The sequence below is a fragment of the Neobacillus sp. D3-1R genome (assembly GCF_052180215.1).
Classification (GTDB): Bacteria; Bacillota; Bacilli; order Bacillales; family Cytobacillaceae; genus Pseudoneobacillus.
This window is the reverse complement of the sequence record NZ_CP197471.1, coordinates 4,141,310-4,167,223: the sequence shown is the minus strand read 5'-3', so window position 1 is coordinate 4,167,223 and position 25,914 is coordinate 4,141,310. Positions and strand designations below refer to the sequence as shown.

Genomic DNA, 25,914 nt, shown 5'->3' with positions numbered 1-25,914 from the left:
AAGTGGGCAAGTCCCACTTTCTTTATAAGGGGAGCGAAAAGTGAGAAGGTTTAGGCAATCGATTGCAATCATTTGTACCATGTTTCTATTATTTGGAGCCATGTCGCCAACCATACAGGCGAAAGCGATTGATAATAATAAAACATTCAAGGATATCGAAAATTATTGGGCTAAAGATTCGATTGAAAGTTTAATAGAAATGGGAATCATTAACGGCTATGAAGACGGAACATTTCGTCCTGGAAACAAAGTGACACGAGGCCAATTTATTGCCCTAATCACAAGATTAATGGGTTATAAGGAAGAAAGTGCTACCCCTTATTTTAAGGATATTAATGAGAAGAACTGGATGTTTCCTTATGCACAAGCCGCCGTTGAAAAGGGTATTGTTTTTCCTGAAGAATTAGGAAATAGCTTGAAACCAAACACCCCACTATCACGCGAAGAAATGGCGATCATGATGGTTCGTACCTTAAAATTGGGGAAGATAGAAGGAGCAAATGTAACCTTTAAGGATACAAATCAAATCACAGTAGATAAAGAATTAATCGCAACGGCAGTCCATGAAGGCTTAATTACAGGGCATGAGGATCATACCTTTAAGCCAAAAGATACAACGACTAGAGGACAGGCAGCTGTTATTTTGTATCGACTGTACCAATATAGCATCCACACGGATAATCCAGATGTACCAACGGCAGCCCCTGCTGTTGAAAATCATGTAGATGAAATTGATGTATTAGATACGGTTAAAGAAATCTCACCAAAGACAATGGATTTACTTACAGAAGTGAAGGATGATGATTCGACATTTGTTTTTTCAGAAATGCCAGAGGAGCTAAAGAACTTAAAAAGTGGAGATATTTTCACCCTGCCTCCTTCGAAAAAATATCCTACTGGGTTTGCTGAAAAGGTAGTCAGTATCAACTCGGTGGATGGAAAGACCGAAATAAAGACAGTGAACCCAGAACTAGAAGAGGTATTTCAAACGATCGATGTAAAAGAAACAACCGAGATTCAATATGATAATATTGTGCCTATTGAGATGGCAGATGGAGTTGAATTATTACCTGCTAGCGGAAGTGAGGAAACGACAAATTCTGCTCTTAGATACGTAGATAAACCGCAGTATTCTGCTCAGGCGGAAGGTGACTTTAAGGTAGCCATTAAGGAATTGGTATTTGATATAGGTGGACAAAAAGTAAAAGTAAATGGAGATATTGTTTTTAAAAATGCGGAGTTAATCACAGATGTAGATTATAAGTTATTTAAACTAAAGTCATTAGAGGCTCGTTTTATTTCTGACCCTACTTTAACGGTGAAGCTTCAAGTTCCAAAAACAATCGGATCTGTTGAAGGGAATGTAAAAGGTAGCTATACGAATGTTTATAAGGGAATCGATTTTGGAGGAAAAGCCACTGTCCCAGCCTTTATGAATAAGACAGATTCGACAAAGCCTTTTGAAAAGAGGAAGTCGCTTGGGAGATTATATGTGCCAGTTTACGGACCAATTGGCGGAAGCTTAGAGGTTTTCTTAGTCCTTAAGGCAGACCTATCCTTAGGGGTAGAAGTAAAAGTAGTGGAAAATATGGATATGGAAATCGGCGTTATTGCTAAAAAAGGTAGTGTAGACGGTATTGGAAAAGTAAAATTTACTGAGCCTACTTTTACTATCAAAGGTGAAGGGGGAATTCAGGCCAAAGCAGGAGCCGGTTTAGGCATTAAGGTTGCCATCTATAAGCTAGACGTAGGTGGGTTTGAAGGAGAAACCGGGTTAAAAGGTGAGATTTATGGTCGAGCTGCAACAGGATATGGTGAAAGTGCTAACCCTGACGAAACCGAAAAAAGCTGGCAAGGTATTAAGTTCTGTTACCGAGCAGGTATTGGAACATATGTCGAGTTTAATGCGACATTTGATATTTTGAAAAAATTAGGTTTAAAAGCCTCACTTAATCTAGTAGACAAATCAAAAACATTTGCAGAGGCAACGAATTGTAAAGATAGTATGCTGATACCAGATCCTTCGATTGTCATAGTGGCACCAGGTGAAAACACCTCTCTAAATCTAGATTTATATTACTTTGATAAACTAAATTTAGATCTGACGAAAGCAACGGATACATTGAGTGATGACAATCTTACTTTCGATTTGAATGGAGATAAAGAGATTTCTATAAAGAAAAGTAAGAATAAATTTGATATAAAAGTAGATCCAGCCGCAAAAGGTGGAGAAGTGGCAGAATTGAAATTGGCGTACAAGGATGAAGTCACAGAGACTGTAAAAATCATTGTCACCACCTTAAAAGAAATAAAAGTAGACCCTAGTCCAGTCGAAATGCTTTCAAAAGCTCAGACATCATTATCCGTTCAAGCCATCTTTGAAGACGTCCATCATCAAGATGTAACGAAAGAGGATTTAACACAAGATATAACAGCATCCCCTCAAATTTCGTATGTAAGTAAGGATTCATCTGTCGTTACAGTAGATAGCAAAGGTGTCATAACGGCTAAGGACATTAATAGTGAAAAATCTACAGAAATTGAAATCTCCTACAAAGGAAAAAAGGTTACGGTGCCAGTTAAAGTAAAGGCCATTGATCCTACAAGTGGAAATACAGGCAGTGGTGGTGGGGCATCACCGGTAGAAAATAGGAATGAACAAATAAAAGAGTTGATTTTAAAGGCAGAAGAAAAGGCCAATGAAGTGTTCAAGGCCGAAGCGGAAGCGGAAACGAGTGCAGAGTTCGATTCACTGATTCCAATGCTGCAAGATCGATATTCAGAAAACTATCTAGCATTCTGGAAAAAGATATACAGGGGGAATATCAAATGGTTCCTAGACCCGCATTTGTTATATCCATTAACGGAGGCCATTGCTCAAGGAACAGGAGCAACATTTGAAGTCAAATCTGTTACAACCGACACCATTAAAGCAAGCGTCAAAGTCCCACTGAGAGAAAATGAAATACCAAATGATAAATTCGAATACGAATATACATTGAAAAAGGTAGAAAACAACTGGTTGTTGGATGAAATATCGTGTAATAACTGTGAGAGACCGGAGTAGAATATTGTCGGTGGAAGTGAGAAGCCCTGTGGAGAGAAATCTCTGCGGGGTACTTTTTTTGGGGTTCTAATATGTGTTTTTTTGTATGATTTCTTTAGAATGTCCGATAAATTTTTAAATGTGTCCGATAAATGGAATTTAGTGTCCGAAAACCATTCAAAGGGTGTCCGATAAGTAAGAATGTGTGTCCGATAAATTCCATCGCGTATAGTTTGATTGTTTGAAATTGAGTTTTATTCGGCAGGAGTAATATATCCCAAATATTCTAACCACTAAACAGATTAAGTAATCTAATTTGGTTTTTATAATCTTATCTCTTACATTGTTAATTTTTTTATAGATGGGTATAATATAAATATAAAAGACATAATAAAAAAAGGTACTGGTTAAAACCAGTACCAAATGCACAGCAAACTGCATAAAGAGCAGTGGCTTTCAGTGGAAAAGTGAATAGTTACAAAAAGAGTAACCAATTTACCTTACGACACATCCGGCAAGATGGTAAGGGGAGGTTACTTTTTTTGTTGTGTAACCGCGATTACTGCGGCTATCAGTGATGCGAAAGAAATCATAATCACTAGTGCGTCTGCTATTGTAATCACCAGCGTCACCCCCTTTCTTCAAGGGAATGGCCAATGCCCACTATACCGAATTTACTGTGCATCACTATTATACAATATAAACTATTTTTCTGAAGGATATAATGTAATTCTTTCGACAAGGATAAGGAATTAAAACAATAAGGACCCATTATATAAACAGTGTTATCTTAATTGATTGTTTACAATGTCCAATAAATTTTAAAAGCTGTCCGATAAATCAATTTTAGTGTCCGAAAAGCATCAAAAAGCTGTCCGATAAATCAAAATTAGTGTCTGATAAATACCATCTCGATTAAAAATGAGGAATATTGCTTCCAATCCGCTTTCCGCTGTTGACGCCATATATGAGTACGACAAATTAGGTGGAAATAAATGATCGCTGTGAAACTTCCAAAATAAAAAAATCCATGGTGCGTAGACATATTTTGTCTGACACCTTGGATTTTTTTCGTAAAACTAGACTTTAGCTATTAAGAAAACTGATCATAGTAAGTGTAACGGCTTACTTCGACATGGATAATAGAGCCAACTTTTTGAACCCTAATATTTAAGCCCAATGTACCTTCTTTTTTCCTATCACTCTTAGGAAAATCAATGTACGTGTTTCCTGAAGATAATCCTTCAATTTGAAAAATATTGGAGTTTTCTTCACGCGTGACTTTTGCAATATTTGTATCCTCATCAGAAATCGTATATTCACTAAAATCCCCTTTATCTTTACTCAAATCAATCGTTACAGTTGGTCTATCCTCAATGGAATAGGTGTAAAGATAAAAATCAGAAGGATTAAGGATTGCTTCTATACCATACCGAGCTTTAGTGCCGTTCGTATATTCGACTGTTGCAATATATTCACCAGGACTTGTTAATATAAGGGAAACTTGATTTTGATCAACATATTCTTTGGTTTGAAACTCAATGTTTTCATCAACAGGAGTGCCATCCATTGTTGCCAAGGATATTTTCTCAATAGGTACCTTTAGTACTCTTAAACTTACATTTGTCGGAACAACTTCATCGGTTTCTTCAAAATTGATTTTTAATTGACCATTTTCTTTTGATACCTGAACATAATACTTTTTATGTTCAAAGTCATCGAAGTTGGTTGTCTTGTCTCTTTGTCCAGAAAGAGTGAATTTTTGCTTTCCTTCTTTCATTGGAACAATTTGCAGTACTCTTGAACTTATTTTATTAGGAATGACCTGGACAATTTCGTCTTCTATTTTTTCAGGATCTAAATAATCTTGGTGATAATCCTTATAGCCTCTAAACATATACCAGCCAAAATCTCCAGCTTTTAACGTAACCGTTGCGGCTCGAACTTTTTCTGTTTTCGTAATAAGAACGGCTGCCTGAGCTCTAGTAATTGGGTTGTTCGGGCTAAAAGTTGTCGGTGATGTACCGGAAGTAATGCCTAATTTATAGAGCGTATACACCGAGTCTTGATGACTAGCTAATTTTTCAATGTCTTTGAAAGGAGTCACTCCGTAACTGTAACTATAATAATGGAAACCGAAAGCTTTTATTAAAATAGATGCCATTTGCGCACGGGTAATCTTGTCGTTTGGCCCAAATCTTCCATCACCATATCCACGGAAAATTCCTTTTTCTGCAACGACTGCAATAGCCTTATAACTCCAAAGTTTTGGAGAAACATCCTTAAATTCTGGATCTTTTACATTTTTGGTATCAAGATTTAATAGCTTGGTGATGATGGCCGCAGCTTGCCCTCTCGTAATGAACGCTCCTGGTTTGAATGTACCGTCTTTATATCCGCCAATGATGTTGCGCTCCGCCAGTTCATAAACGGCACTAGCATAAGGCTTATCCTTTGGAACGTCAGAGAATTCGATTGAAACGGAATCTGCGTTTGCTTGTGAAGTAAATAAACTGATCAATAGAACGAATACAACGGCAATCGCTGAATACTTACCAAATCGGAAATGCAATATGTACCCCTCCTAGAAAATAGTATCTACTTACCATACAATCATACATTGCTATGGTAAACAATAAGCAAATATTCCCTGTTTGTTACAGTGGTGGGAGTAATCTACTAGTAGATTACTTTTTTTAAAAACGTCAAGTGGGAGCGGGATAGGGTGGGGGGCTGATAATAAAAAGAAAAGCCAAATTAAAGATCTAAGCCATAGATGCTATGAAAATTAGGATGGAAAAGATCGTAACGATAAAATAGATTTTAAAAAAGCTGAGTACCAAAATCCTTAACATTGGAAAAAAATTTTTTAGATTAAAAAGAATTACAATGATATACTAATTTTAGAAAAGGAGGTGGGGAAAATGATAGAGCAACGACTAGATAAATTAGAAAATATGATTTCAGATTTAATCTCAGTGGTTGGTAATATGAATCAAAGACTCATAAGCATAACAGAAGAGCAAGCTGCCATTCGTGAGCAAGTAACAAGCATGCAGGAAGACATCCTAGAAATGAAGCAAGATATAGTGGAAATGAAGCGAGATATTGTGGAAATAAAGCAAGATATAGTGGAAATGAAGCGAGATATTGTGGAAATAAAGCAAGATATAGTGGAAATGAAGCAAGATATAGTAGTAATCAAACAGGACATAGTAGAAATGAAACAAGATATTAAAGAAATTACGAATAAGCAAAACCAAATGGTAGCTTTTCAAGACTTTCATTGGGACAAAACATCTAGACAGGAAAGAGATATAACGAAACTAAAAATCCATCTTCAAGTGTAATCACAGCCTCTATTATTGCTACATGCAGCCTCATTGTAAATAATTTTTCCAATAAAAATGGACAGAGGATACGTCCATTCTCTGTCCATTCAATACTTATTCCACTCCTACCAACAATTCTTTCACCTGATCAATCGGCACAACCAACCCTGATGCTTTTTCCTTACCCAACAGTTTTGGCACGGTTGTAGCATAGACAACTCCAATAACTTCGTTATTTTCCATTAATAGAGGACTTCCGCTGTTGCCGCGATAGATGGGAGCTGTGATCATGATGACAGGCTGTGTACGGTCATTTAGCATGACATTTCCTTTAATTTCGCCTTCATTGGCGATTTGCGTGTAAGCGAGCGGGTTGCCAATCACGAAAATATGATCTTGAGGATGCCATGTTGGTTCTTCTTGCAGTTTCAATACGGGCAAGTTCTCTCCGGGTATATCCAGAATAGCGATGTCTAGCTCTGGGTTATCTCTTACGACTTGTCCTATAAAAACCTTTCCGTCTGCAAACGTAATCGTAATCCTATTCATTTTTTCAATCACATGAGAATTGGTAATGATTAGTCCATCTTCCCTTATATTAAACCCAGTTCCTTTGACGTCATTTCCTTGTATCGTGACAACAGCCTTCTTCGCTGTTTGAATCGATTCTTGTTGGGACAATCGGTAGGACGTTTTCACAAATTGAAGAGCAGGGATATTAATCACATTCGTCCAAACCGCCAATGCATTAAATAAAAACGCTAATGCTAAAGCAGCAGCTCCGAATTTTAACCAAAAGGCTCTTCTTTTTTTACGCTTTATGGCTTTTTCATCTATCTCCTCCACCCGAAAAAAATCCTCTAAAGGCGGCTCATCGTCAAAAACATCTTTATCATTTGTTTCTTGGTCCATATCACTGTTTTCCTTTCTTAAAGCATGGGTGGAGCATGGGGACGGTTCTCTTGCTTCATTTAACTGGTGTAAATGAAGCAGAAGAACCGTAGCTTGTTTGCATTAAATATAAAGGTTGGTGCTAAGGGAACTGCTCCGAATGTTTTTCTTACTTTATTTATATATAACACCTTAAAGATATCTTATAAAGGTTTCTCTTCCTAAACTATTTTTTCATTTGTTTCTTGACCTATACCGCCATTTTCCTTTCCTGACCATCTTTACCTATTTTATCAAATTTGGCTGGTTTCATGCATTGAAACACAGGGACGGTTCTCTTGCTTCATTTAACTAGTTTAGTGAAGCAGAAGAACCGTCCCTATGTTTCATTTTTTTGTAAACTATTGTTGATTTTTGTTTGGTGTTTTGACTGGAAAACTCTAAATAATGAGAAAAGTTTTTAAAGGAATTAAACTATAGTTGACGGAATATTTATCAGTGTACGAGATGGTTCTCAAGAACGTACATATTATAAATATTAAGGAGTTGTTGTTAGAAAATGCAAAAAAAGGTTTTTAAGTCGGTTTTAATTTCCTCGGCGATGTTAGTGTCATTAGCACCATTTGGCGCCAACATAGGAGCCACAGCCAAAACAAACAATGTAGCACCTGCAGATTTAGCTCAATTATACGGTCATTTCAACTTCTCATCCTCACAAAAAACCTCAGTCATCGTGGAACTAAAAGAGCAATCCATCGTAGAAGCCAAACAAAAAGGAAAATCTCAATCAAAAGCCAATCTTTTAAAAGCTCGCAATCAAGTAATCTCTGACCTTAATAAAGCAGTTAAAAATACAAAGGTAAAGCAGGAGTATGACTTCGTGTTTTCTGGTTTTTCAGTTGAACTACCAGCTAACCAAATTCCTTCCCTTTTATCATTACCAGGGGTAAAAGCGGTCTATCCTAACGTGGAATATTCAGTAACAAGCGTTGGGGACGGTGAAGCGGTGGAAGAGGACGCGATTAGCCCTCAAATGTTTGCGAGTGCTCCATATATCGGCGCGAATCAAGCTTGGGACTCAGGCTACACAGGTAAAGGCGTAACCGTTGCGGTTATTGATACAGGTGTCGACTATACTCACCCAGACTTAGCGCATGCCTTTGGTAGCTATAAAGGGTGGGACTTTGTCGATAACGACGCAGATCCAGCAGAAACACCTAATGGTGACCCAAGAGGTGCTTCAACAGACCATGGTTCACACGTATCCGGAACGATTGCAGCAAATGGAACCATTAAAGGTGTTGCGCCAGATGCTAATTTACTTGTTTACCGAGTTTTAGGACCTGGTGGACGTGGAACATCAGAAAATGTAATTGCCGGTATTGAACAAGCAGTGGAAGATGGCGCAGACGTAATGAACCTTTCCTTAGGAAATTCATTGAATGATCCGGATTATGCAACAAGTATTGCCTTAGACTGGGCGATGGCTGAAGGCGTTGTGGCGGTAACATCTAACGGTAACAGCGGACCTAATAACTGGACAGTAGGTTCTCCAGGAACTTCCCGTCAGGCGATTTCGGTCGGCGCTACACAGCTTCCTTATAATATTTATAATGGAGCGATTACAACAAATGGTGGCGTGACGTATCCTTCTGCGAAAGTACAAGGTTTCCCTTCGGATAACGCTCTACTTGCTCTTAATGGAAAAGAATTCGAATACGAATATGCTGGCTTTGGTTCTCCAGCTGAATTTGTTGGAAAAGACTTTAAAGGAAAAATTGCTCTAATTAGCCGCGGTGCTGGTATTGCTTTTGTTGATAAAGCAACAGCTGCAAAAAATGCTGGTGCGGTTGGAGCAATTATTTTTAACAACGTTGCTGGTGAAACACCAGATGTAGCCGGCATGGCAGTTCCAACTATTAAAACAACTGAAGCAGACGGTAAAAAACTTTTAGCTGAACTTGCAAAAGGAAACAATAAAGTTACCTTTAATATTGAATTCGCAAAAAGAGTGGGCGAAACAATGGCAGATTTCTCATCCCGTGGTCCAGCATTTGGAACATGGATGATCAAGCCAGATGTATCGGCTCCTGGTGTGAATATTACAAGTACCATTCCGACACACAATCCAGCGAACCCACATGGATATGGTTCAAAGCAAGGAACAAGTATGGCTTCCCCTCACGTAGCGGGAACAGCGGCTTTATTACTGCAAGCACATCCAGACTGGAATGTCGATGACGTGAAAGCGGCATTAATGAATACAGCAGAAGAATTAAAAGATGCAAACGGAAATGTTTATCCGCATAATACACAAGGTGCTGGTGGAATCCGCGTGATGGTTGCCCTAAATACAAAAACTCTTGCTTTACCTGGCAGCCATTCCTTTGGAACTTTTTATAAAGATAAAGGAAAACAAGTAGAGAAACAGAGTTTCACACTTAAAAATCTTTCATCTGAACGCCAAACTTATAGTTTTGAAGTTGATTTTGGTGAAAACTCTGATGCTATTAAAGTATCAACTAGTAATAACCTAAAGGTGAATGCTGGCCAGTCACAACAAGTTGAAATGAATGTTCAGGTAGATGCTGGACAGCTTGCGCAAGGCTATTACGAAGGAACAATTGTTGTAAGTAACGGAACTGAAACATTTGATGTTCCAACAATCCTATTTGTAAAAGAACCGGATTATCCTCGTGTTACTACAGTAGGAGTCGATCAATTAAGCAGTGATAAGTTCGATATTTATGCGTACTTACCAACAGGTGCCGAAAAAGTAGAGATATTTGTATATGCTTCAAATTCCGCAGGGAATCCGCTAGCCTATGTAGGTGATATTGTTGATCTAGAAAATGTAGCAGCAGGCTATAACAACATCTATACTTGGGATGGCAAAATAAATGGCACTAAGCTAGCACCAGGTTATTACAATGTGTATGCTTATGCTACTCAAAAAGGTGTGACTTCTTTAGCCGGAGGTAATTTCCAACTTAAATAATAGATTTACGGGGCCGCAGTTCTATAGTAGAGCTGCGGTCCTTTTATGCATTAAATCGCTGATTCTACGCCTTTTGTACTATCTTTAAAAATAAAAACGGTATCTTTCCCCAATCTACTGAATGTCGTAAAAATGGCAATAAAATAGATAGTCTATTTTAAAGGTTGGGAAAATAAATTTTAGTCATACACCTATTAGAAGCGTGTACATAGGAGAAAACCGAGCGATTGGGGGACAAAAAAGCGGAGTAGAGAAAAAGATTAGATCAGGATGGGGGAAGAAAGATGAAAAAGTTTATGGCGTTATTAATGGGGGCTTCACTAGTAATGGGGGGCATTCCAGCTGTTGCCAAAACAGCTGCACCATCGAATGTTCATCTAACCGTTGTGTTTAAAGGGAACCAAATTCCAAGTGACGTAACAAGTCTATTGGGGAAAAATGGGGCTAAAGTCCTGAAAAATTTTCCCAACATCGGAGCTATTGAAATTTCCGGAAGTGCTGATCTCATTACCACTTTACAAAAAAATACCGCTGTTCAGGCTGTTTCGCCAACGATGGTTCAATACTTGCCTAAGGTGAAAACCGTTGAATTTAATCCAGAGACTACGAAATCGTTATTAAACCAACAAATGAATAGTGGCGATACTTCTAATCTTTCTCTAGAAAAAAATAATGAACCTCAAATAATCGGGGAAGATCCGATTCCTGAAGATTACCCATTTCTCCATCACTTTTACCAGTGGGATATCAAAAGAGTGACCAATAATGGGGAGAGCTACAAGGTGGAAAAAGGGAACCACGACGTTGTGGTCGGGATTATTGACACCGGTGTCGATAAGGACCATCCAGACTTAGAGAAAAATCTATTAGGTGGTCGCAATTATGTTCCTGTTGGAGGTATTGGTGAAAATGACCTAACAGAAACAGGTGACCCAAATGACTTTGAAGACCGAAATGGACATGGAAGTCATGTAGCCGGAACCATTGCTGGTAATGGGCAGATTTTAGGTGTTGCACCTGAAGTAGGATTCAAAGCATATCGCGTTTTTGGTGCAGAGGGAGGAGCTTCTACAGCTACCATTGCCAATGCGATTGTTGGAGCAACGGATGATGGAGTAGATGTCATTTCGATGAGCCTTGGCGGATATAGCGTACTGGGGCAAACGATGTGGACCGATCCTGCAACTGGAAAGACGTATAAATTAGGAAATGAAGTTGCCGATTTCCTTTTATATAAAAGAGCCGTTAAATATGCCACAGATCATGGGGTAACAGTCGTAGCAGCTGCCGGAAACGATAATTTGAACGCAACAAATAAAGCAGCCGTAACTGACTTTTTAAATGAAGAGTATGGCCCTCAAGGATATAAATTCATTGGAGCAGGCATGGAAGCACCTGGGTCTATGCCGGGAGTAATTACGGTTTCTGCTACTGGTCCAGATGATCAGAAAGCATCTTATTCCAATTATGGTGCTGGTTTCGTAGATGTCACGGCTCCTGGTGGTGATGGGGAGCGATACCCTGACAGTACTTGGTTTGAGGACTTAACGTTAAGCTCCTATAAGGAAGATGGTTATATTTTTATGGCTGGTACATCAATGGCAACACCGAAAGTATCAGCAGTAGCGGCGTTAATCATTGCCCATGATGGAAAAATTGGTCCAGTGAAAGTAGCGCAAAAAATCAAAGAAACAGCTGATGAAGTAGGACAGCAAGGCAAAGATGTGTATTTTGGTGGGGGAATGGTGCAGGCGCCACACCAACCAATCGATTTACCATCAAATGTAGAGTGGCAAAAGAATTTTGGTGGCTTGGGCTTTGACGGAGCGATGAAAGTGTTACAAACCAAGGATGGCGGCTATCTATTACTAGGGCAGACAGATTCCTATATAAAGGATTCTTTTGCAGATACCTATTTGATTAAAACATATCCAGATGGAAGAATTCAATGGAGAAAACCAGTATTTTTACCAGGTTATGATTTTCCAGTAGATTTACAGGAAACAAAAGATGGCGGCTATTTGTTCGTGACGTTTTCCTATAGTTCAGATTTTAGTAAGGCGTATATGAATCTATTTAAACTCTCAGCAGATGGAGAAATGAACTTGTTTGAAACCTATGATGCGACCAATAAAGGAGCATCTTCCATACTTGTTCAAAACGATGGATATATCGTCGCTGGAGAAAATAATGGGGATGCCATGTTGAAGAAACTGGACTTGGAAGGTAATCCTGTATGGGAGAAAACCTACGGAGGATATGGTAACGATTATACATCAGTTGTGAAAGCAACTCCTGATGGCGGATATATAATCGGCGGTTCTACGTATTCGAACGGTATCGGGCGTGAAAAAGATTATTATCTCATAAAAGTAGATGGCAATGGAGAACGAGAATGGGAAAAGATGTACGGAAAAGATGACGTCGTAGAGGAATACATTACCGATATTGAAGTAACAAGCGATGGTGGTTACATGATTATCGGTGGCGAATCACAAATGTTTACCGAAGGATACTTCCAGTACGGAGTTCCAAGCATTTATTATGCCAAATTAAATGCCAAGGGCGAGACAGTTTGGTCCAAAGTAATCGGTGAATCAGAAAGCTATGAGGAAGCAATGGCCTTGATCAAGACAAAGGATGGCAACTTTATGCTCGCTGGGTCCTACGAAAGAGGAGTAAACAATAAAGATGTGTATGTACTGAAATTCAATGAAAACGGAGATACGCTAAGCGAACAATTTATCGGTGGTGACAATAGCGACTTCGCAACCGATATCCAAGAAACAAGAGACGGCGGATTCATCATCACCGGAAACACCAAATCCTACGTCAACGGCTTCAGAGAAGTATTCGGACTCCCAGGCGACAGAGATGTTTACTTGGTGAAGCTGAAGTAAGGTTAAGAGATTAATAGGAGGCAATTCCCTTCTTTTCGAGGGGGATTGCCTATTGATGGGTTGGTTTTTCTAAAAAGAAATGTGATTAGGTTTTTAGTGATGTTGATAAAAGTGAAAATTGGTTGAAAAAAGGGCTATCCCGGTTGATAAACTTCGAAAATCGGTTGATAAATGGGCAAACGCGGTTGATAAAACCCCTAGGAAAGGGTTTGGTTTTGCAGAAGTCCAGGTTCAGAGGTAAAAACCACACCATTTTGGTGATAAGATCTCCCCAGAGTAGAACTTATCCGCTTTTTTGAGAGAGATATCCGACTTTAGAAGCGGTTTATCCGACTTTTTTGTCCAGTTATCCGACTAAATCTCCAATGTTTCCGACTTTGTCACAATTCCAAAACCTAAGCGAGCTTTTTTTAGATAAACAACACCCTACACCACAATAAACGATACGGAGGCAAGTATGAGGAGACGAAATCAAAAATGGTTTTCGATTTGGTTAACAATACTAATGCTATTTTCAATAGCCGTACCAGCGGCAACGGCTAAACAATCTAGCAATCTCGATTCTACGAAACTAGCAAACGCAAAAGAAAGACTACAACGGCACCTAGCTGAAGTTCAGAACAAAAAAATTGCTAAAGGCATCGACACGAAGTCGAACGAAACGATAAAAGTCATCGTGGAGTTCAACGAAGAGCCAATAGCAGTTCAAGAGCATAAAGCCAAAAAGCAAAAACAAGCTTTCCAAGCGGCGCAGCACAAAGAAAAACTCAACAACGAGCGTGCCAATCTAAAAGCACAACTTAACAAAAAAGCAGTCAACGCGAAATTCGGTAGATCCTTTGAAAAAGTATTCAACGGAACGGTACTAGAGATAAAAGCTAGTGATGTTCCTAAGCTGGCGGAGGATCCAAATGTTAAAAAAATCTATGAAAATAGTAAACAACTGGCACTTCCAGTGGAACCAGCAACGAAAAATCTGCCATACATGGCAGACAGCGCACCGTTCATAGGCGCTGATCAATTATGGAAACTTGGTTACGAAGGCCAAGGCAAAAAAATTGGGGTTATTGATACGGGAATCGATTACAACCACCCTGACTTAAAGGATGCTTATAAAGGCGGTTATGATTTCGTCGACAATGATGCCGATCCATTTGAAGGAAACGATGGTAAGCAACATATAGAATCCTATCACGGAACACATGTGTCAGGAATTATTGCAGGACGTGGTACGTATGAAGCAGGTGGAACACGCGGTATCGCACCAAAGTCAGATCTATATGTGTATCGTGTATTAGGAACACAAGGCGGTTGGGATGAGTGGGTGATTGCCGGGATTGAAAAAGCGGTAGAGGATGGCATGGATGTCATCAACCTATCCCTTGGAAATAGCGTTAACGACCCAGATCAACCAACAAGCAGAGCGGTTAACAATGCGATGTTAGCAGGAGTAGTAGCGGTAGTGGCCAATGGAAATGATGGTGACTATGGATATTCCACAGTAGGTGCGCCTGGAACAGCTGCATTGGCCATTTCCGTTGGAGCGAGCTTCCCTCCTATCAAGCAAACCGTTTATTCGGGAAAAGCTTCCGCCACTGCTGACCAAGAAAAAGAATACACCTTACAGTGGATGATGAAATGGGATCCAACTCCAGAAGCGATCGAACCTTTAAAAACTGAAAAAGAAATGGTCTACATGGGCTTCGGTCTTCCTAGTGATTTTGAAGGAGTAGACCTTACTGGAAAAATCGCCCTTGTTAAACGTGGGGAGTCGATCCTAAGTGAACTTAACAAGCGGGCAGGCGATGCGGGTGCTGTAGGTGTTATTGTTTTTAACGCCGATGGAATAAATGAACATATCAATCATCCTTTCCCACAGGAAGGCCCACTTCCGATGTTGGATATGCGTGGGGATGAAGGCCGTGAATTAATTGAAAAAATGAAGATGCAGGAGCAAAATACTTTTAGCATAACAGGAGAAAGCATTGATAGCTATCCTGGAGATGAACTAGCCGGATTTAGTTCAAAGGGACCGGTTATTGGCAGTTGGGATATTAAGCCTGACATAGTGGCACCTGGTGTCAACATTCGTTCCACGATTCCATCGACGGATGGCACATATGATAAAGCTTATGAACGATTATCTGGAACGAGTATGGCTGCGCCGCATATTGCCGGATTAGCCGCACTATTGCTAGAAGCGCATCCGGATATGGATACTTTTGATGTCAAAACAGCGCTGATGAACACTTCTAAAACGATTGCTCCACTTTCAGGTGAGGGAAGATATAATGTTCAGCAAATTGGGGCAGGCCGGGTACAGGCAGAGGCAGCCTTGAACACACCTGTTTTAGCACAGGTTCAAGAAGTAGCCAGCTATTCAAAAGACCCTCTTGGCCCAACAGCTGAAGAAGAGGTTCAACATCGAACAGGTGCACTAAACTTCGGCACGTTAATGATAGAGGAATCTTCAAACAAAACCATCAATCTGAAGAATCTATCAGATTCAGATACTACCTACAAAGTATCGTATGACATGAATTTCAATTATACCTTAGGTGGCGGTGATGAAAATCCATCTATTGCAAGTGTGAATGAATATTCTGCCGTATTAACACTAGATCAACAGGAAGTAACCGTTCCGGCAGATGGAACGGCTGACTTAACAGCGACAATATCAATACCAGCCGATGCCCAAAATGGTATTTACGATGGCTATGTCTATTTAACTCCAGTCTCTGAAAACGCAAAACCAATTCAATTGCCGTATATTGTCTATAATAATGTGAATCTCATCAATCCGATTTCTTATATGGACGCAGAGCCAAAGTATCTATCGTTAAACGATGATGGCATTAATGAATCGACGAACATTGAATATAAGTATTTAATGGATATGAAAACAGCGAATATGTACGTATGGAGTGAATTTACAGAAGAAGAAGTATACGGTGATATCACAGCGTTTACCGATGATGATTTGAAAAAAGGGATTCATACCTTTAATTGGGATGGTTCGTTTACCGATTTGAATACGGGTGAACAAAGAACAGTTCCAGGTGGCGTTTATTTTATCATTTTAGAAGCGGAAGACCAGTATGGGAACTTTCATTACTATGACATTTATTTCGTTGTAGCTAATGAAAAAACGGAAATCAAAGCAGATAACGAAGAAATCAATTCATCTGGACAAAAATCAGTATTAATCCGTGAAAATAAGCTTCATGGGATGATAACGTCTGATGCGGTCTTCATTTATCGTGATTATAATTTTTATATCGGATTCCCTTGGTATTGGGGCTTAATCTCGATGGAATATGAGTTATATGATACAAGCAATAAACTCCTGTCTAAGGGAGATATTTTTACGATAAAAGAGGAAGATACACCGGAAAGACATGTGGAGTTTTACCTGCCAGATAATATTTTTCCAAACGGCGAGAGCCGATTAGTAATCCGTGTGAAAGATAAAGCAGGCAATTCCAATGAGGAAAGCTATCAGGTGCAATATCTTCAAAATACAGCCGTTGAACTGATCGGCGGTAATGATGTGGAAGTAGGGAAATCATATGAAGTAGCCCTTCAGGCAAACCAAGTGAAGGATATGATTGGAGCAGAATATTTGGTTTCCTATCCATCTAAAGTTCTATCCCTTCCTAAAATACAGCCGGTTGCTGGGTTCCCAGCTGCTACCTTGGAGGTTGAAAAAGTGAAGACCTTTAAGGATGAAGCAGGAACGGAGTACACAACTGTAAAAGTGGTGACGGACTTACGAAAAAAACCTAAGGAACATATGAAACCGAAAAAAGATGAAATTCCTGTAACCGGAAATATTTCGACGGGCAAGCTCATATTTACAGCCAATGAAAATATCGAAAATATCGGAACCTATCAACTGAAAGCGGCCCCGTCCATTTACATCAACAAAGGCTTGGAGAAGAAACCATTAATGGCCAGTGAAAAAGCAGTAGAAATATATACGCAAGCCGGTAGTATCTCCGGATTCATCAAGCCAGAGGCACTTCTAGACGGAAATGGAAACCTCAGAAAAGATATCAACTACGGTGATAAATTGGGGACTGTATTAGAGGTATTCTATACAGACAAAGGCGGTTACAGCATTGGTGAAGCGGCAAGAGTAGGCATGTTAGATGGTTACAGAACCGACATCGGCTGGGCATTAGAAAGAGATGGCAGCTTTAACATTTACGGATTAAATCCAATGGTAAAATACGATATTGTGATTACTTTCCCATCACACTTTACAGGAGTGATGACAGGGGTTCAACCTGTGAAAAATGTTAACGGAAAACTAAGGCCTGCCGATTTACAAATGGACTTTGGGGAGTTAAAAGCAGGTGATGTAGAAAACTATAACCCATATGATGAGAAGATTACGATTATGGATGTTGTAAGAGTGGCGAGACACCAAGGTAAAAAAGCGGTTAATGGCTATTACGAAAGCTTCGGACTGGAAAATTATGATATGGATAAAGACGGACAAATCAATGAAAAAGATTTATCCTTCCCTATCAAAAATTTCGGTCTTGATAACGCAGCACAGGATGGTATCGAAACGACACCGCTGCCAGACAATCCTCCAAATGAGTTTGCACCTATTATCAAGTTCAATACTGAAAAAGCAACAGTGAAAAAGGGGGATATCATCCCAGTAACTGTGGATTTAGCGAATACACAACAAGTCTATGCCCTTCAATACGGATTCACCTATGATTCATCGGTCCTTCAATTAGTGGGAGCAGATGGAACAGAAGTACAAGGAGGTCAGGTGGGAGAACTATTTGGCGGCAACACCATCGTTCTGGCCAATAAAAACGGAGACAACCGTGTTGAATTTGCAGCAACACATAAAGGGGATGCAACAGCAGAACTAAAAGATACCGGAACAGCGGTAACCTACTACTTCAAAGTCCTAAACGACTCCGTAAGCAGCACATCACTCACATGGGATCGCTCATTTACAAAAATAATCAGAGAATCCTATGGAGATGCTTTGGAAGAATGGCAAAAAGCAACCGAAAATTTAGAAATAGTGATTGAATAAAGCAAAAGTGCTGGCTCTTTTGCATCACGGGGGCGGTTCAATGAAGCATGGGGACGGTTCTCATGCTTCATAAATGAAGCAGAAGAACCGTCCCCATGCTGCTTTTATTCGGATTGCGAATGTTTCATTATTTATTGCTACACCGAAAAACCCCTTATTTAGGGGTTTTTATTTTAGATGTAAAAGATACTAATGGAGCAAAGGAACCGTCCCCATGCTTCGCCCAAACCTCCTATCAATTGTCGACCGTTTTTTGTGTCCTGTTTGCACTCCTGCCATTTAGAATGAATAGGTAGATATTTACAATTTATTAGGAGGTAAGGCATGAATAAGAGCAAAGCATTTCTATTAGTAGCTCTCGTAATACTCTTTTCTACTTTCTTGGCAGGAAAGGATAGTTTTGCGAAGGATGGTTCCGATAAAGGAATTCCATCTCAAATAGAAGATTTACAAAAACAGATTAACACTCTATCAACAATGGTCTCAGAGCAACAGCAATTATTAAAAGATCTGACAACCAATCATAATCAGGAAATCACGCTATTAAATGAAAAAATTCAGAATCAAAGCACCGAGATTAATACTCTATCAACTAAAGTAACCGAACAGGAAAAAACACTCTCTCAACTAGAAACATCTTCAAAGGAACAAGATGACAATATAAAAAACATAAGCAGTCAACTTGCCTCATTAAATGAGTACATCACTCAATTCATCTCAGTTCAATTCAATACTTTTAAAACTACAATTGAAACGCAAATAAACCAAATTCTTAAGGATATTTCGGATTTGAAAAACAATCCACCTTCTGAAAATCAAAAATATAAGGTAACAGGAAGATTGCTAGATTCAGAAGGGAAAGCCTTCTATACTTATTTTTATTTAATGGATGAAAAGAATAATACGTTCCCTTCCTTTGGTACGCAAAATGGAGAGTATTATATTCCAGACCTTCCAAACGGTAAGTATAAGATTAGATTTTGGATAGAACCGTATCAGAGCTTACTTATTTCCGAAGATGAAATTGTGATTAGTGGCAGTAATATAGAAGAATTGGAATTAAAAATAAGTGAACCAACATTTACAGCTTCAGGTGTAGCTCTTGGTAGTAATGGATCGCCGTTAGGAAATCAAAGAATTCACATCTTTGACCCTAATAATACGGGATGGGGTGGTTATATAGAAGGAGGAAGACCGAAGACCGATTCGGATGGATCTTTCTCCGTAACAGGACTACCTAATGGAACTTACAGATTTAACGTGGGTTATGATTGGAAAAATCCATTAGCAACTGGTGTTATTACCATTAACAATGGTAATGCTGAAGGTATTATCCTAAAAGGGACGGAAGAGACAGGGACAGGTTATACCGTTACAGGAAAGGCTCAATTCAAAAATAATCAGGCACTAAGCTTTGCTAAAATTTATGTGATAAATCAAAATGGTCTAATGGCCCAATTTCAAACAGGTTGGCATGGGGATTTTACTTTAAGCAATTTACCGAATGGAGAGTATGTCATCAAATTTGGAAGTATGGAGAATCCATTAATCGAGCAATCGATAAACATTAATGGTCAAAATCAATCAGGTTTGATTTTAACTTCCAATGCTCCTTTATATGATGTTTCAGGAAATATGTATGATGTAAATGGGAAAGAAATTTATGCTGGAATCATTTTGGTTGATAAAAATACGGGAGTTACTTATTCAGAGTATCCAAGAAATTATCAATCCTATCATTTCCAGGTTCCAAATGGTACTTATGAAATTCGTTATCATGTACCTGGTTTTGATGTTTCAACACCAACTGAGTTTGTTGTAAATGGAGAAAATATAAATGAAGATATCCACCTTTCTGTTCCTACCTATTCTATAAAAGGAAAAGCGATTGATAAGGATGGAAATCCATTAGCACGGCAGCCGATATCAATGGGATACGGCAACGGAGGTTCTTTCGGATACAATTTCATGACGGATGAAAATGGGAATTTTGAGATAGATAGTTTAGTAGATGGTCAATATATCATTAAAATTGGTAATTTTGATAATCCTAGAGCAACTAAACCAATTACCATTTCTGGTTCAGACTTAACGGATTTAGTAGTATCAGAGTAAAGCACAGGGACGGTTCTCATGCTTCATGGCCCAGGGGGCCAATGAAGCAGAAGAACCGTCCCCATGCTTCTTCCCATGCTTCTTCCCATGCTTCTTCCCATGCTTCTTATTTTATTGGTACCGTTACTTCTAACTCCTTAATCTCTCGATAGTCGGTTTTCATTGTACCAATAAATAGTTGGTCAATCGGCTCATTATTCAGCATGGCCTTATCAAATTTAGCCACATGATTTCTATTATAATAATCCATTTCCAAATAGTTGGATGGTCGGATTTTTTGGTTATTCTTTTCACTTAAAAGATAGATAGAGTTCCTCATTAGATGTAAGTTTCCTTTAATCTCATAGTGTACTTGTATTTCATCCTTCAGATCCTCCACCTTTGTCACAAATAGTCCTGCATTTTCTTCTTGCTTAACCAAATATGGGGTAGGAGTGAGTAACAATTGCTTTTCTTCAAACGGATGTGGTTTTCCTTCAGTCGATGCTCCCCAAGCGCGATGAATAATGGTCTTGACTGTTAGCGTTTTAGGTAAATAGGAAAGGTCCTCATAGGGCATTACTTTAATAATAGGAGAACTAATCCAATTATCAGCTGCAATATAGGGTAAGACATATCCCTGGTCATCCATAACTTCAAATTCAATAACTGGGAATCCGTCTTGTATATCTCCTTTTGGTATCAAATTTTGAACCATTTCCGTCGAATATAAAGGATTCTTCACATTTGTCTTAATCGCAATGGCAGTAGGGGAGAAGTTAACCTCATTAACCGTCATTGTAGTACCTGTTTCATCATAGGTGGAGGAGATATTGGTCTTAACGGTATGCGTTAGTTTCTCATTCTTTACAACAGGTATTTGGAATTTCCAATCACCAGCTGTTTCACCAATATTCGAAAAAGATATGCCCAAATCGAACTGGTCCGGTAATGACTTACCAGGAATAATCTCAAGTAAAAGCTCTTCTTTATTTTCTGTGTTTTCCTGGTGCCCAGATGAACTAAGACGGTAATTTAAATCTTCTCCATTAATGGTCAAAAGCATATTACCAGGAGCAGCATTGTCACCGCTGACGTTTTTGGTGTTGGACTCAGCTGTATACCTGATGATAAAGCGACTTCCATCATATAATAACTCATTGACTGACACCGAAATACCATTGCTAGTGTTTTTTTCATTAAGCGAGTGAAATAAATCTTGTTGTTTAGCTTTTTGCACACCCTCATCGGCAAATAGAGTAAAAAGGTAATGTACCCCCGGAACCTTTGCTAATGCTACTTGTAATTGTGGATAAAAGAATATAGAGCATATAACAAATAGACTTGCTGCAATAGTTGGTATTGCTCTTTTACTATAAACGAAATTTTTCACAGGTCTCCTAACAACACTTTGATTTTGTCTAATGGATTGAATTACTTTTTCACGATCATTCTGATGAAAAGCTAGTGTCTTCCGAATCTCAGGTCTTTTCAACTCTCTCTTTAATTCCAAAAGTTTATTCTCCATGACTAAAACCCTCCTTATCTAAAATCCTATTTAAACGTGCCTTTGCTCGACTTAACCTTGTTTTTAACGTGTGACTGTTGATCGTAAGGGTTTCAATTATTTCTTGATGAGATAGATCCTGTATGTAAAACAATAAAATGACTTCACGGTACTTAGGTGGAAGTTGTAAAACATAGTTCAACATTTCTTGCTGCTCACTTTTTGCGAGTAAGTCTGTTTCGGGAGAGTGTGTTGATTGATGATGTTCTTCCCTTAATAACCCATTTGGAATAACCCTCCTAAAAAAGGCGGATCTTAAATAGTCTTTGCACTCATTAATGGTGATTCGGTATAGCCAAGTTTTGATAGAAGAATGCCCTTGAAACGAATGTAAATGTGTATAACATTTAATGAAGACGTTTTGGGTGATATCTTTTGCCGTCTCTATATTTTTTACATACGTGTAAGCTAAAAAACTAAGCTCCGTGCTATACTCAATCATGATGGCTTCTAATTGTGATTCCGTGTTTGTTTCTATCCAATCTTCTTCATTTAATGAAGTTTCCATATCGATTGCCCTCCTTATAAAGTCACTATTTAGACGTTAAGACTATTGATGAGGAATTCAAATTTAAAAATAAAAAATTAATCACTTAAAAAAAGAAATGATTCCACAAGTCATAAGCACGGGCATAAGCACGGGGACGGTTCTTCTGCTTCAAAATGAAGCAGAAGAACCGTCCCTCTGTTTCCCTCTGTTTCCCTCTGTTTCCCTCTGTTTCCCTCTGTTTCCCTCTGTTTCCCTCTGTTTCCCTCTGTTTCCCTCTGTTTCCCTCTGTTTCCCTCTGTTTCCCTCTTTTCTTGAAATTTTTGTCGAATAGATTCTCTTTGCTAACGTACTAAAGTATGTCATTATAGTAACAATCTATATAGTAATATTTTACTAGTGATTAAGGGGGAGACTTTAGCATGTTAAACCAATTAATCGAGAGAACACGCATTCAAATGTTTGAAGAAGCTAGAGTGAATGGCTTTACAGGAACTAAAACGGTTCAAATAAGTCAGGATCTGGATCGTTTACTCAATTGGTTCCAGAATAAATATATCAATCAGACCAATAGAATAATAGATGACTTTCAAGTACACGGAAGTATCATTCAGAATATTAATAGTGGTTTACAATATAATGGATTAAACCATGAATTACTAGAAAAAGACACTTCCCATTGGCATTCTTTAAACGACATCTATCAGGTGTTATTGAAGTTAGAAGAAGAATATGATGAGGGACTGATCAGGGATATAGGGAAGTTCGTACCGGAAAATAGCCTTTTCCCGGGCGAAATAGATTCCTTTGAAAAGGGACTTTTAACCTTGGATATGGCCTATAAATTGAACCACTCTGATGGTATAGAGGGTTATTATCAAGTGTATTTTCAAGGAAGAAGAGAAATTTATGTGATATGCAATACCCTTTACTATTCGGCTTCCTTTAATGAGGGAATCATTAAGGGATTGGCGGAAAAATTTAACCTGCCGATTCAGATTACAGTAATGGATCATAGAATGGGTGGAGAATTTAAGATTAGTTTATTGAGTACGTATTAAGCAACAAAAAACACGGTCAGAAGACTGTGTTTTTTTCGTGCAACAGGGGGACGGTTCTCGTACTTCATTAGCGGAGCTAATGAAGCATGAGAACCGTCCCTATGCTTCAAAAAAATGGTCCAATTTACCACTAGGAAAAAAGAAAAATCCCTATTTTCAGACAAAATTCGACATGGTATGCTTAGGATAAAATACCTAATAAAGGGAGTATTCTCATGTCGCTTAAAAGCCGCTTTATACTAATGTTTGTTGCCATGTTTCTTGTGTTTTTTGGGACAACGACGACCTCATTATTACTCTTCAAATCTAATCTTTCTAAAGACGTCAAACAATCTGATGTTCAAATGGCTGAGAATACGAATGTTTATGTAAAAAGTCAGTTATCTCAATTAGCTACTTCTATTGGCAACAATTTAGTAAAACAAGAAGAAGTGATTGATCAAAGTATGTTAAATGCGGCTTATGTCGTTCAGAATTTAGACCAACAAAAGCCACTTACAAACGAAGATTTAGCTAAGTTAGCAAAACAAACCAATATGACTGATATTTATCTAACTGACAAAGAGGGTATTTTTACAACGGCGACAGAACAAGTTTCGATTGGAACCAATTTATTTTCGATCTGGGACGGATATAAGATGCTTCTAAATGGAGAAGCTACGGTTCTTCCTTCTACGCTGAAGGTTAAAGTGGAAACCGGGGAAATCTTTAAATTTATGGCGATTCCACGATATGACCAAAAGGGAATTATCGAAACGGCTATAAATTCATCTGACATTGAACTTCTATTATCAAAATCCATTCAACCTGAAAGTGGAGTGAAACAAATCTATTTGGTTGATAATTTTAATACGGTTTTAACGGAATCATTGGCAGATGGGGAAAAAAGTGAATGGAAGAAAGGGTCCCAAATTGAGAACTCTACAATCAAGCAAGTGTTTGATTCTAAAAAGCCACAAATCTCTATAGATGGAAAGCAAGGGAAAATCTATTATCCGATTATCGATAAACAAAGCAATGTTCCCTATGTGTTATATATCAATTTAGATACAACACCATATGCTAAAAATAGTGATACTGGTAGAGACACATTACAGGACATTGAAGTCCATTTTACAGAAACGTTCTATATCATCTTAATTGTCCTTGTGGCGATGAGTGTTCTGATTATCGGTGGGACTGCGTGGTATGTGGGAAAACATATGAATAGATTAACGAGATTGAAGGACTCGGCGATTCGCATCTCTCAAGGTGATTTGTCATTTGCTGAGGCTGTGGAAAAAGAAAGCAAGGATGAAATTGGACAGTTAAGACAGGCTTTTCTTGTGATGAAAAATAACCTAGTGGATATGATAACGAGATTAAAAGAAACATCATCCCAGGTTGCTTCTTCCTCCGAGGAATTAATTGCAAGCTCTGAACAAACGAGTCAAGCAGCAGAGAGTATCACCGTTACGATACAGGAAGTAGCAACGGGCACAGAAAAACAAACAGTTAGTGTTTCTCAAGGTGTAGAAGTTATTCATCAAATGTCCCATGAGGTGGAACAGGTTTCGGCCAACGCTCAAATGACAGCTACATTGTCAGAGGAAGCATTCCGAAAAACTATAGATGGATCGCAAATCGTAAGCGAAGCACTAAAACAAATGGAATCCATCTTTAGCAAATTTGCAACCTTATCGAGTGCGATTGATCGAATGAATAACCGTTCGAAAGAAGTAGAAAAGATTATTGATGTGATTGGAAGTATTGCCGATCAAACCAATCTATTAGCTTTGAATGCGGCTATCGAAGCAGCAAGGGCGGGTGAACATGGAAAAGGTTTTGCCGTTGTTGCAGATGAGGTTCGTAAGTTAGCGGAACAATCCGGTGCTTCAACGAAACAAATTGCTCAGTTAATTACAACAATCCAAAGTGATACCGTTGAAGTCGTCAACGAAATGGATTCTGGTAAAGAGGAATTAAACAAAGGATTAACAGTGGTAGAACGAGCAAATGAACTATTCGTTGAGATTAAAAACGTTTTGCATGAGGTAAATGCAAAAATCGTGGATGTATCACAATCCTCGGCTCAAATCTCAACTAATACCAGAAAAGTAGTCGATTCCGTCACGACGATTGCGGAAATCTCAGGTGTCGTAGCAGAAGGAACACAAACCGTATCTGCAGCGACAGAAGAACAATTAGCTACAATGGAGGAAATCTCCGCATCTGCTGTTGCTCTATCAAAGTTAGCACTAGAATTAGAGGAAATGATTCAGGAGTTTAAACTATAAAAAAACAGATAGGATTGTTAATGAGCATTTCCGGCTCGCAAAGTCTCTTGCGAGCCTTTTTATATGAAAAGCACGCGGGCAGTTCTTCTGTTTCATGGCCAGGGGGTTATCTAGTATTTAAACTTATCCGACTTTTTGAAGCAGATATCCGGATTTTCCCCCTACTTATCCGTCTAAAATGGCCACTTATCCGACTT

General features: G+C 38.7%; 13 protein-coding genes. 8 read left to right on the top strand and 5 right to left on the bottom strand.

Features of this window, described 5'->3' with window-relative positions; translation table 11 throughout:
- Window positions 1–40: 40 nt before the first annotated feature.
- On the top strand, window positions 41–3,067 hold the full coding sequence (locus tag ACSBPO_RS20975) for an S-layer homology domain-containing protein (RefSeq protein WP_442596775.1): 3,027 nt from the start codon (window positions 41–43) through the stop codon (window positions 3,065–3,067).
- A 512-nt stretch (window positions 3,068–3,579) separates the two neighbouring features.
- On the opposite strand, the gene ACSBPO_RS20970 is transcribed toward ACSBPO_RS20975, so the two are convergent.
- Together ACSBPO_RS20970 and ACSBPO_RS20965 are read right to left on the bottom strand one after the other, a co-directional pair.
- Window positions 3,580–3,669 carry a putative holin-like toxin gene (locus ACSBPO_RS20970; protein WP_442596773.1) on the bottom strand — a complete coding sequence of 30 codons (90 nt, stop codon included), beginning with the start codon at window positions 3,667–3,669 and terminating at the stop codon, window positions 3,580–3,582.
- Window positions 3,670–4,139: 470 nt separating this feature from the next.
- Window positions 4,140–5,618, bottom strand: a complete 1,479-nt coding sequence (locus ACSBPO_RS20965; RefSeq protein WP_442596771.1) for an S-layer homology domain-containing protein — start codon at window positions 5,616–5,618, stop codon at window positions 4,140–4,142.
- A gap of 352 nt (window positions 5,619–5,970) precedes the next feature.
- Between ACSBPO_RS20965 and ACSBPO_RS20960 the strand changes: the two genes are divergently transcribed.
- Window positions 5,971–6,396: a hypothetical protein gene (locus tag ACSBPO_RS20960; RefSeq protein ID WP_442596769.1), complete on the top strand. Its 426-nt coding sequence runs from the start codon at window positions 5,971–5,973 to the stop codon at window positions 6,394–6,396.
- A gap of 96 nt (window positions 6,397–6,492) precedes the next feature.
- Here the strand turns inward: ACSBPO_RS20960 and ACSBPO_RS20955 are convergent, their stop codons facing one another.
- Entirely contained in the window at window positions 6,493–7,290 is a 798-nt protein-coding gene (locus tag ACSBPO_RS20955; protein ID WP_442596767.1) for a S1 family peptidase, read from the bottom strand.
- A 538-nt stretch (window positions 7,291–7,828) separates the two neighbouring features.
- Here ACSBPO_RS20955 and ACSBPO_RS20950 point away from each other — a divergent pair.
- From ACSBPO_RS20950 to ACSBPO_RS20935, 4 genes are all read left to right on the top strand, one after another.
- Window positions 7,829–10,267 carry a S8 family peptidase gene (locus tag ACSBPO_RS20950; RefSeq protein ID WP_442596765.1) on the top strand — a complete coding sequence of 813 codons (2,439 nt, stop codon included), beginning with the start codon at window positions 7,829–7,831 and terminating at the stop codon, window positions 10,265–10,267.
- A gap of 284 nt (window positions 10,268–10,551) precedes the next feature.
- On the top strand, window positions 10,552–13,167 hold the full coding sequence (locus ACSBPO_RS20945) for a S8 family peptidase (RefSeq protein ID WP_442596763.1): 2,616 nt from the start codon (window positions 10,552–10,554) through the stop codon (window positions 13,165–13,167).
- 457 nt (window positions 13,168–13,624) lie between these two features.
- A complete protein-coding gene (locus ACSBPO_RS20940) occupies window positions 13,625–18,232 on the top strand; it encodes a S8 family serine peptidase (protein ID WP_442596761.1) in 4,608 nt (1,535 codons plus the stop codon).
- A 324-nt stretch (window positions 18,233–18,556) separates the two neighbouring features.
- Entirely contained in the window at window positions 18,557–20,347 is a 1,791-nt protein-coding gene (locus ACSBPO_RS20935; protein ID WP_442596759.1) for a hypothetical protein, read from the top strand.
- 106 nt (window positions 20,348–20,453) lie between these two features.
- Here ACSBPO_RS20935 and ACSBPO_RS20930 read toward each other — a convergent pair whose 3' ends face one another.
- Window positions 20,454–21,854, bottom strand: coding sequence for a DUF4179 domain-containing protein (locus ACSBPO_RS20930; RefSeq protein WP_442596757.1), 1,401 nt, complete (start codon window positions 21,852–21,854; stop codon window positions 20,454–20,456).
- Entirely contained in the window at window positions 21,844–22,401 is a 558-nt protein-coding gene (locus ACSBPO_RS20925; RefSeq protein ID WP_442596755.1) for a sigma-70 family RNA polymerase sigma factor, read from the bottom strand. Before ACSBPO_RS20925 ends, ACSBPO_RS20930 begins: the two co-directional genes overlap by 11 nt.
- 401 nt (window positions 22,402–22,802) lie before the next feature.
- Here ACSBPO_RS20925 and ACSBPO_RS20920 point away from each other — a divergent pair, with 401 nt between their 5' ends.
- A complete protein-coding gene (locus ACSBPO_RS20920) occupies window positions 22,803–23,441 on the top strand; it encodes a Spo0E family sporulation regulatory protein-aspartic acid phosphatase (RefSeq protein WP_442596753.1) in 639 nt (212 codons plus the stop codon).
- Window positions 23,442–23,656: 215 nt separating this feature from the next.
- A complete protein-coding gene (locus ACSBPO_RS20915) occupies window positions 23,657–25,717 on the top strand; it encodes a methyl-accepting chemotaxis protein (RefSeq protein ID WP_442596751.1) in 2,061 nt (686 codons plus the stop codon).
- Window positions 25,718–25,914: the final 197 nt, after the last annotated feature.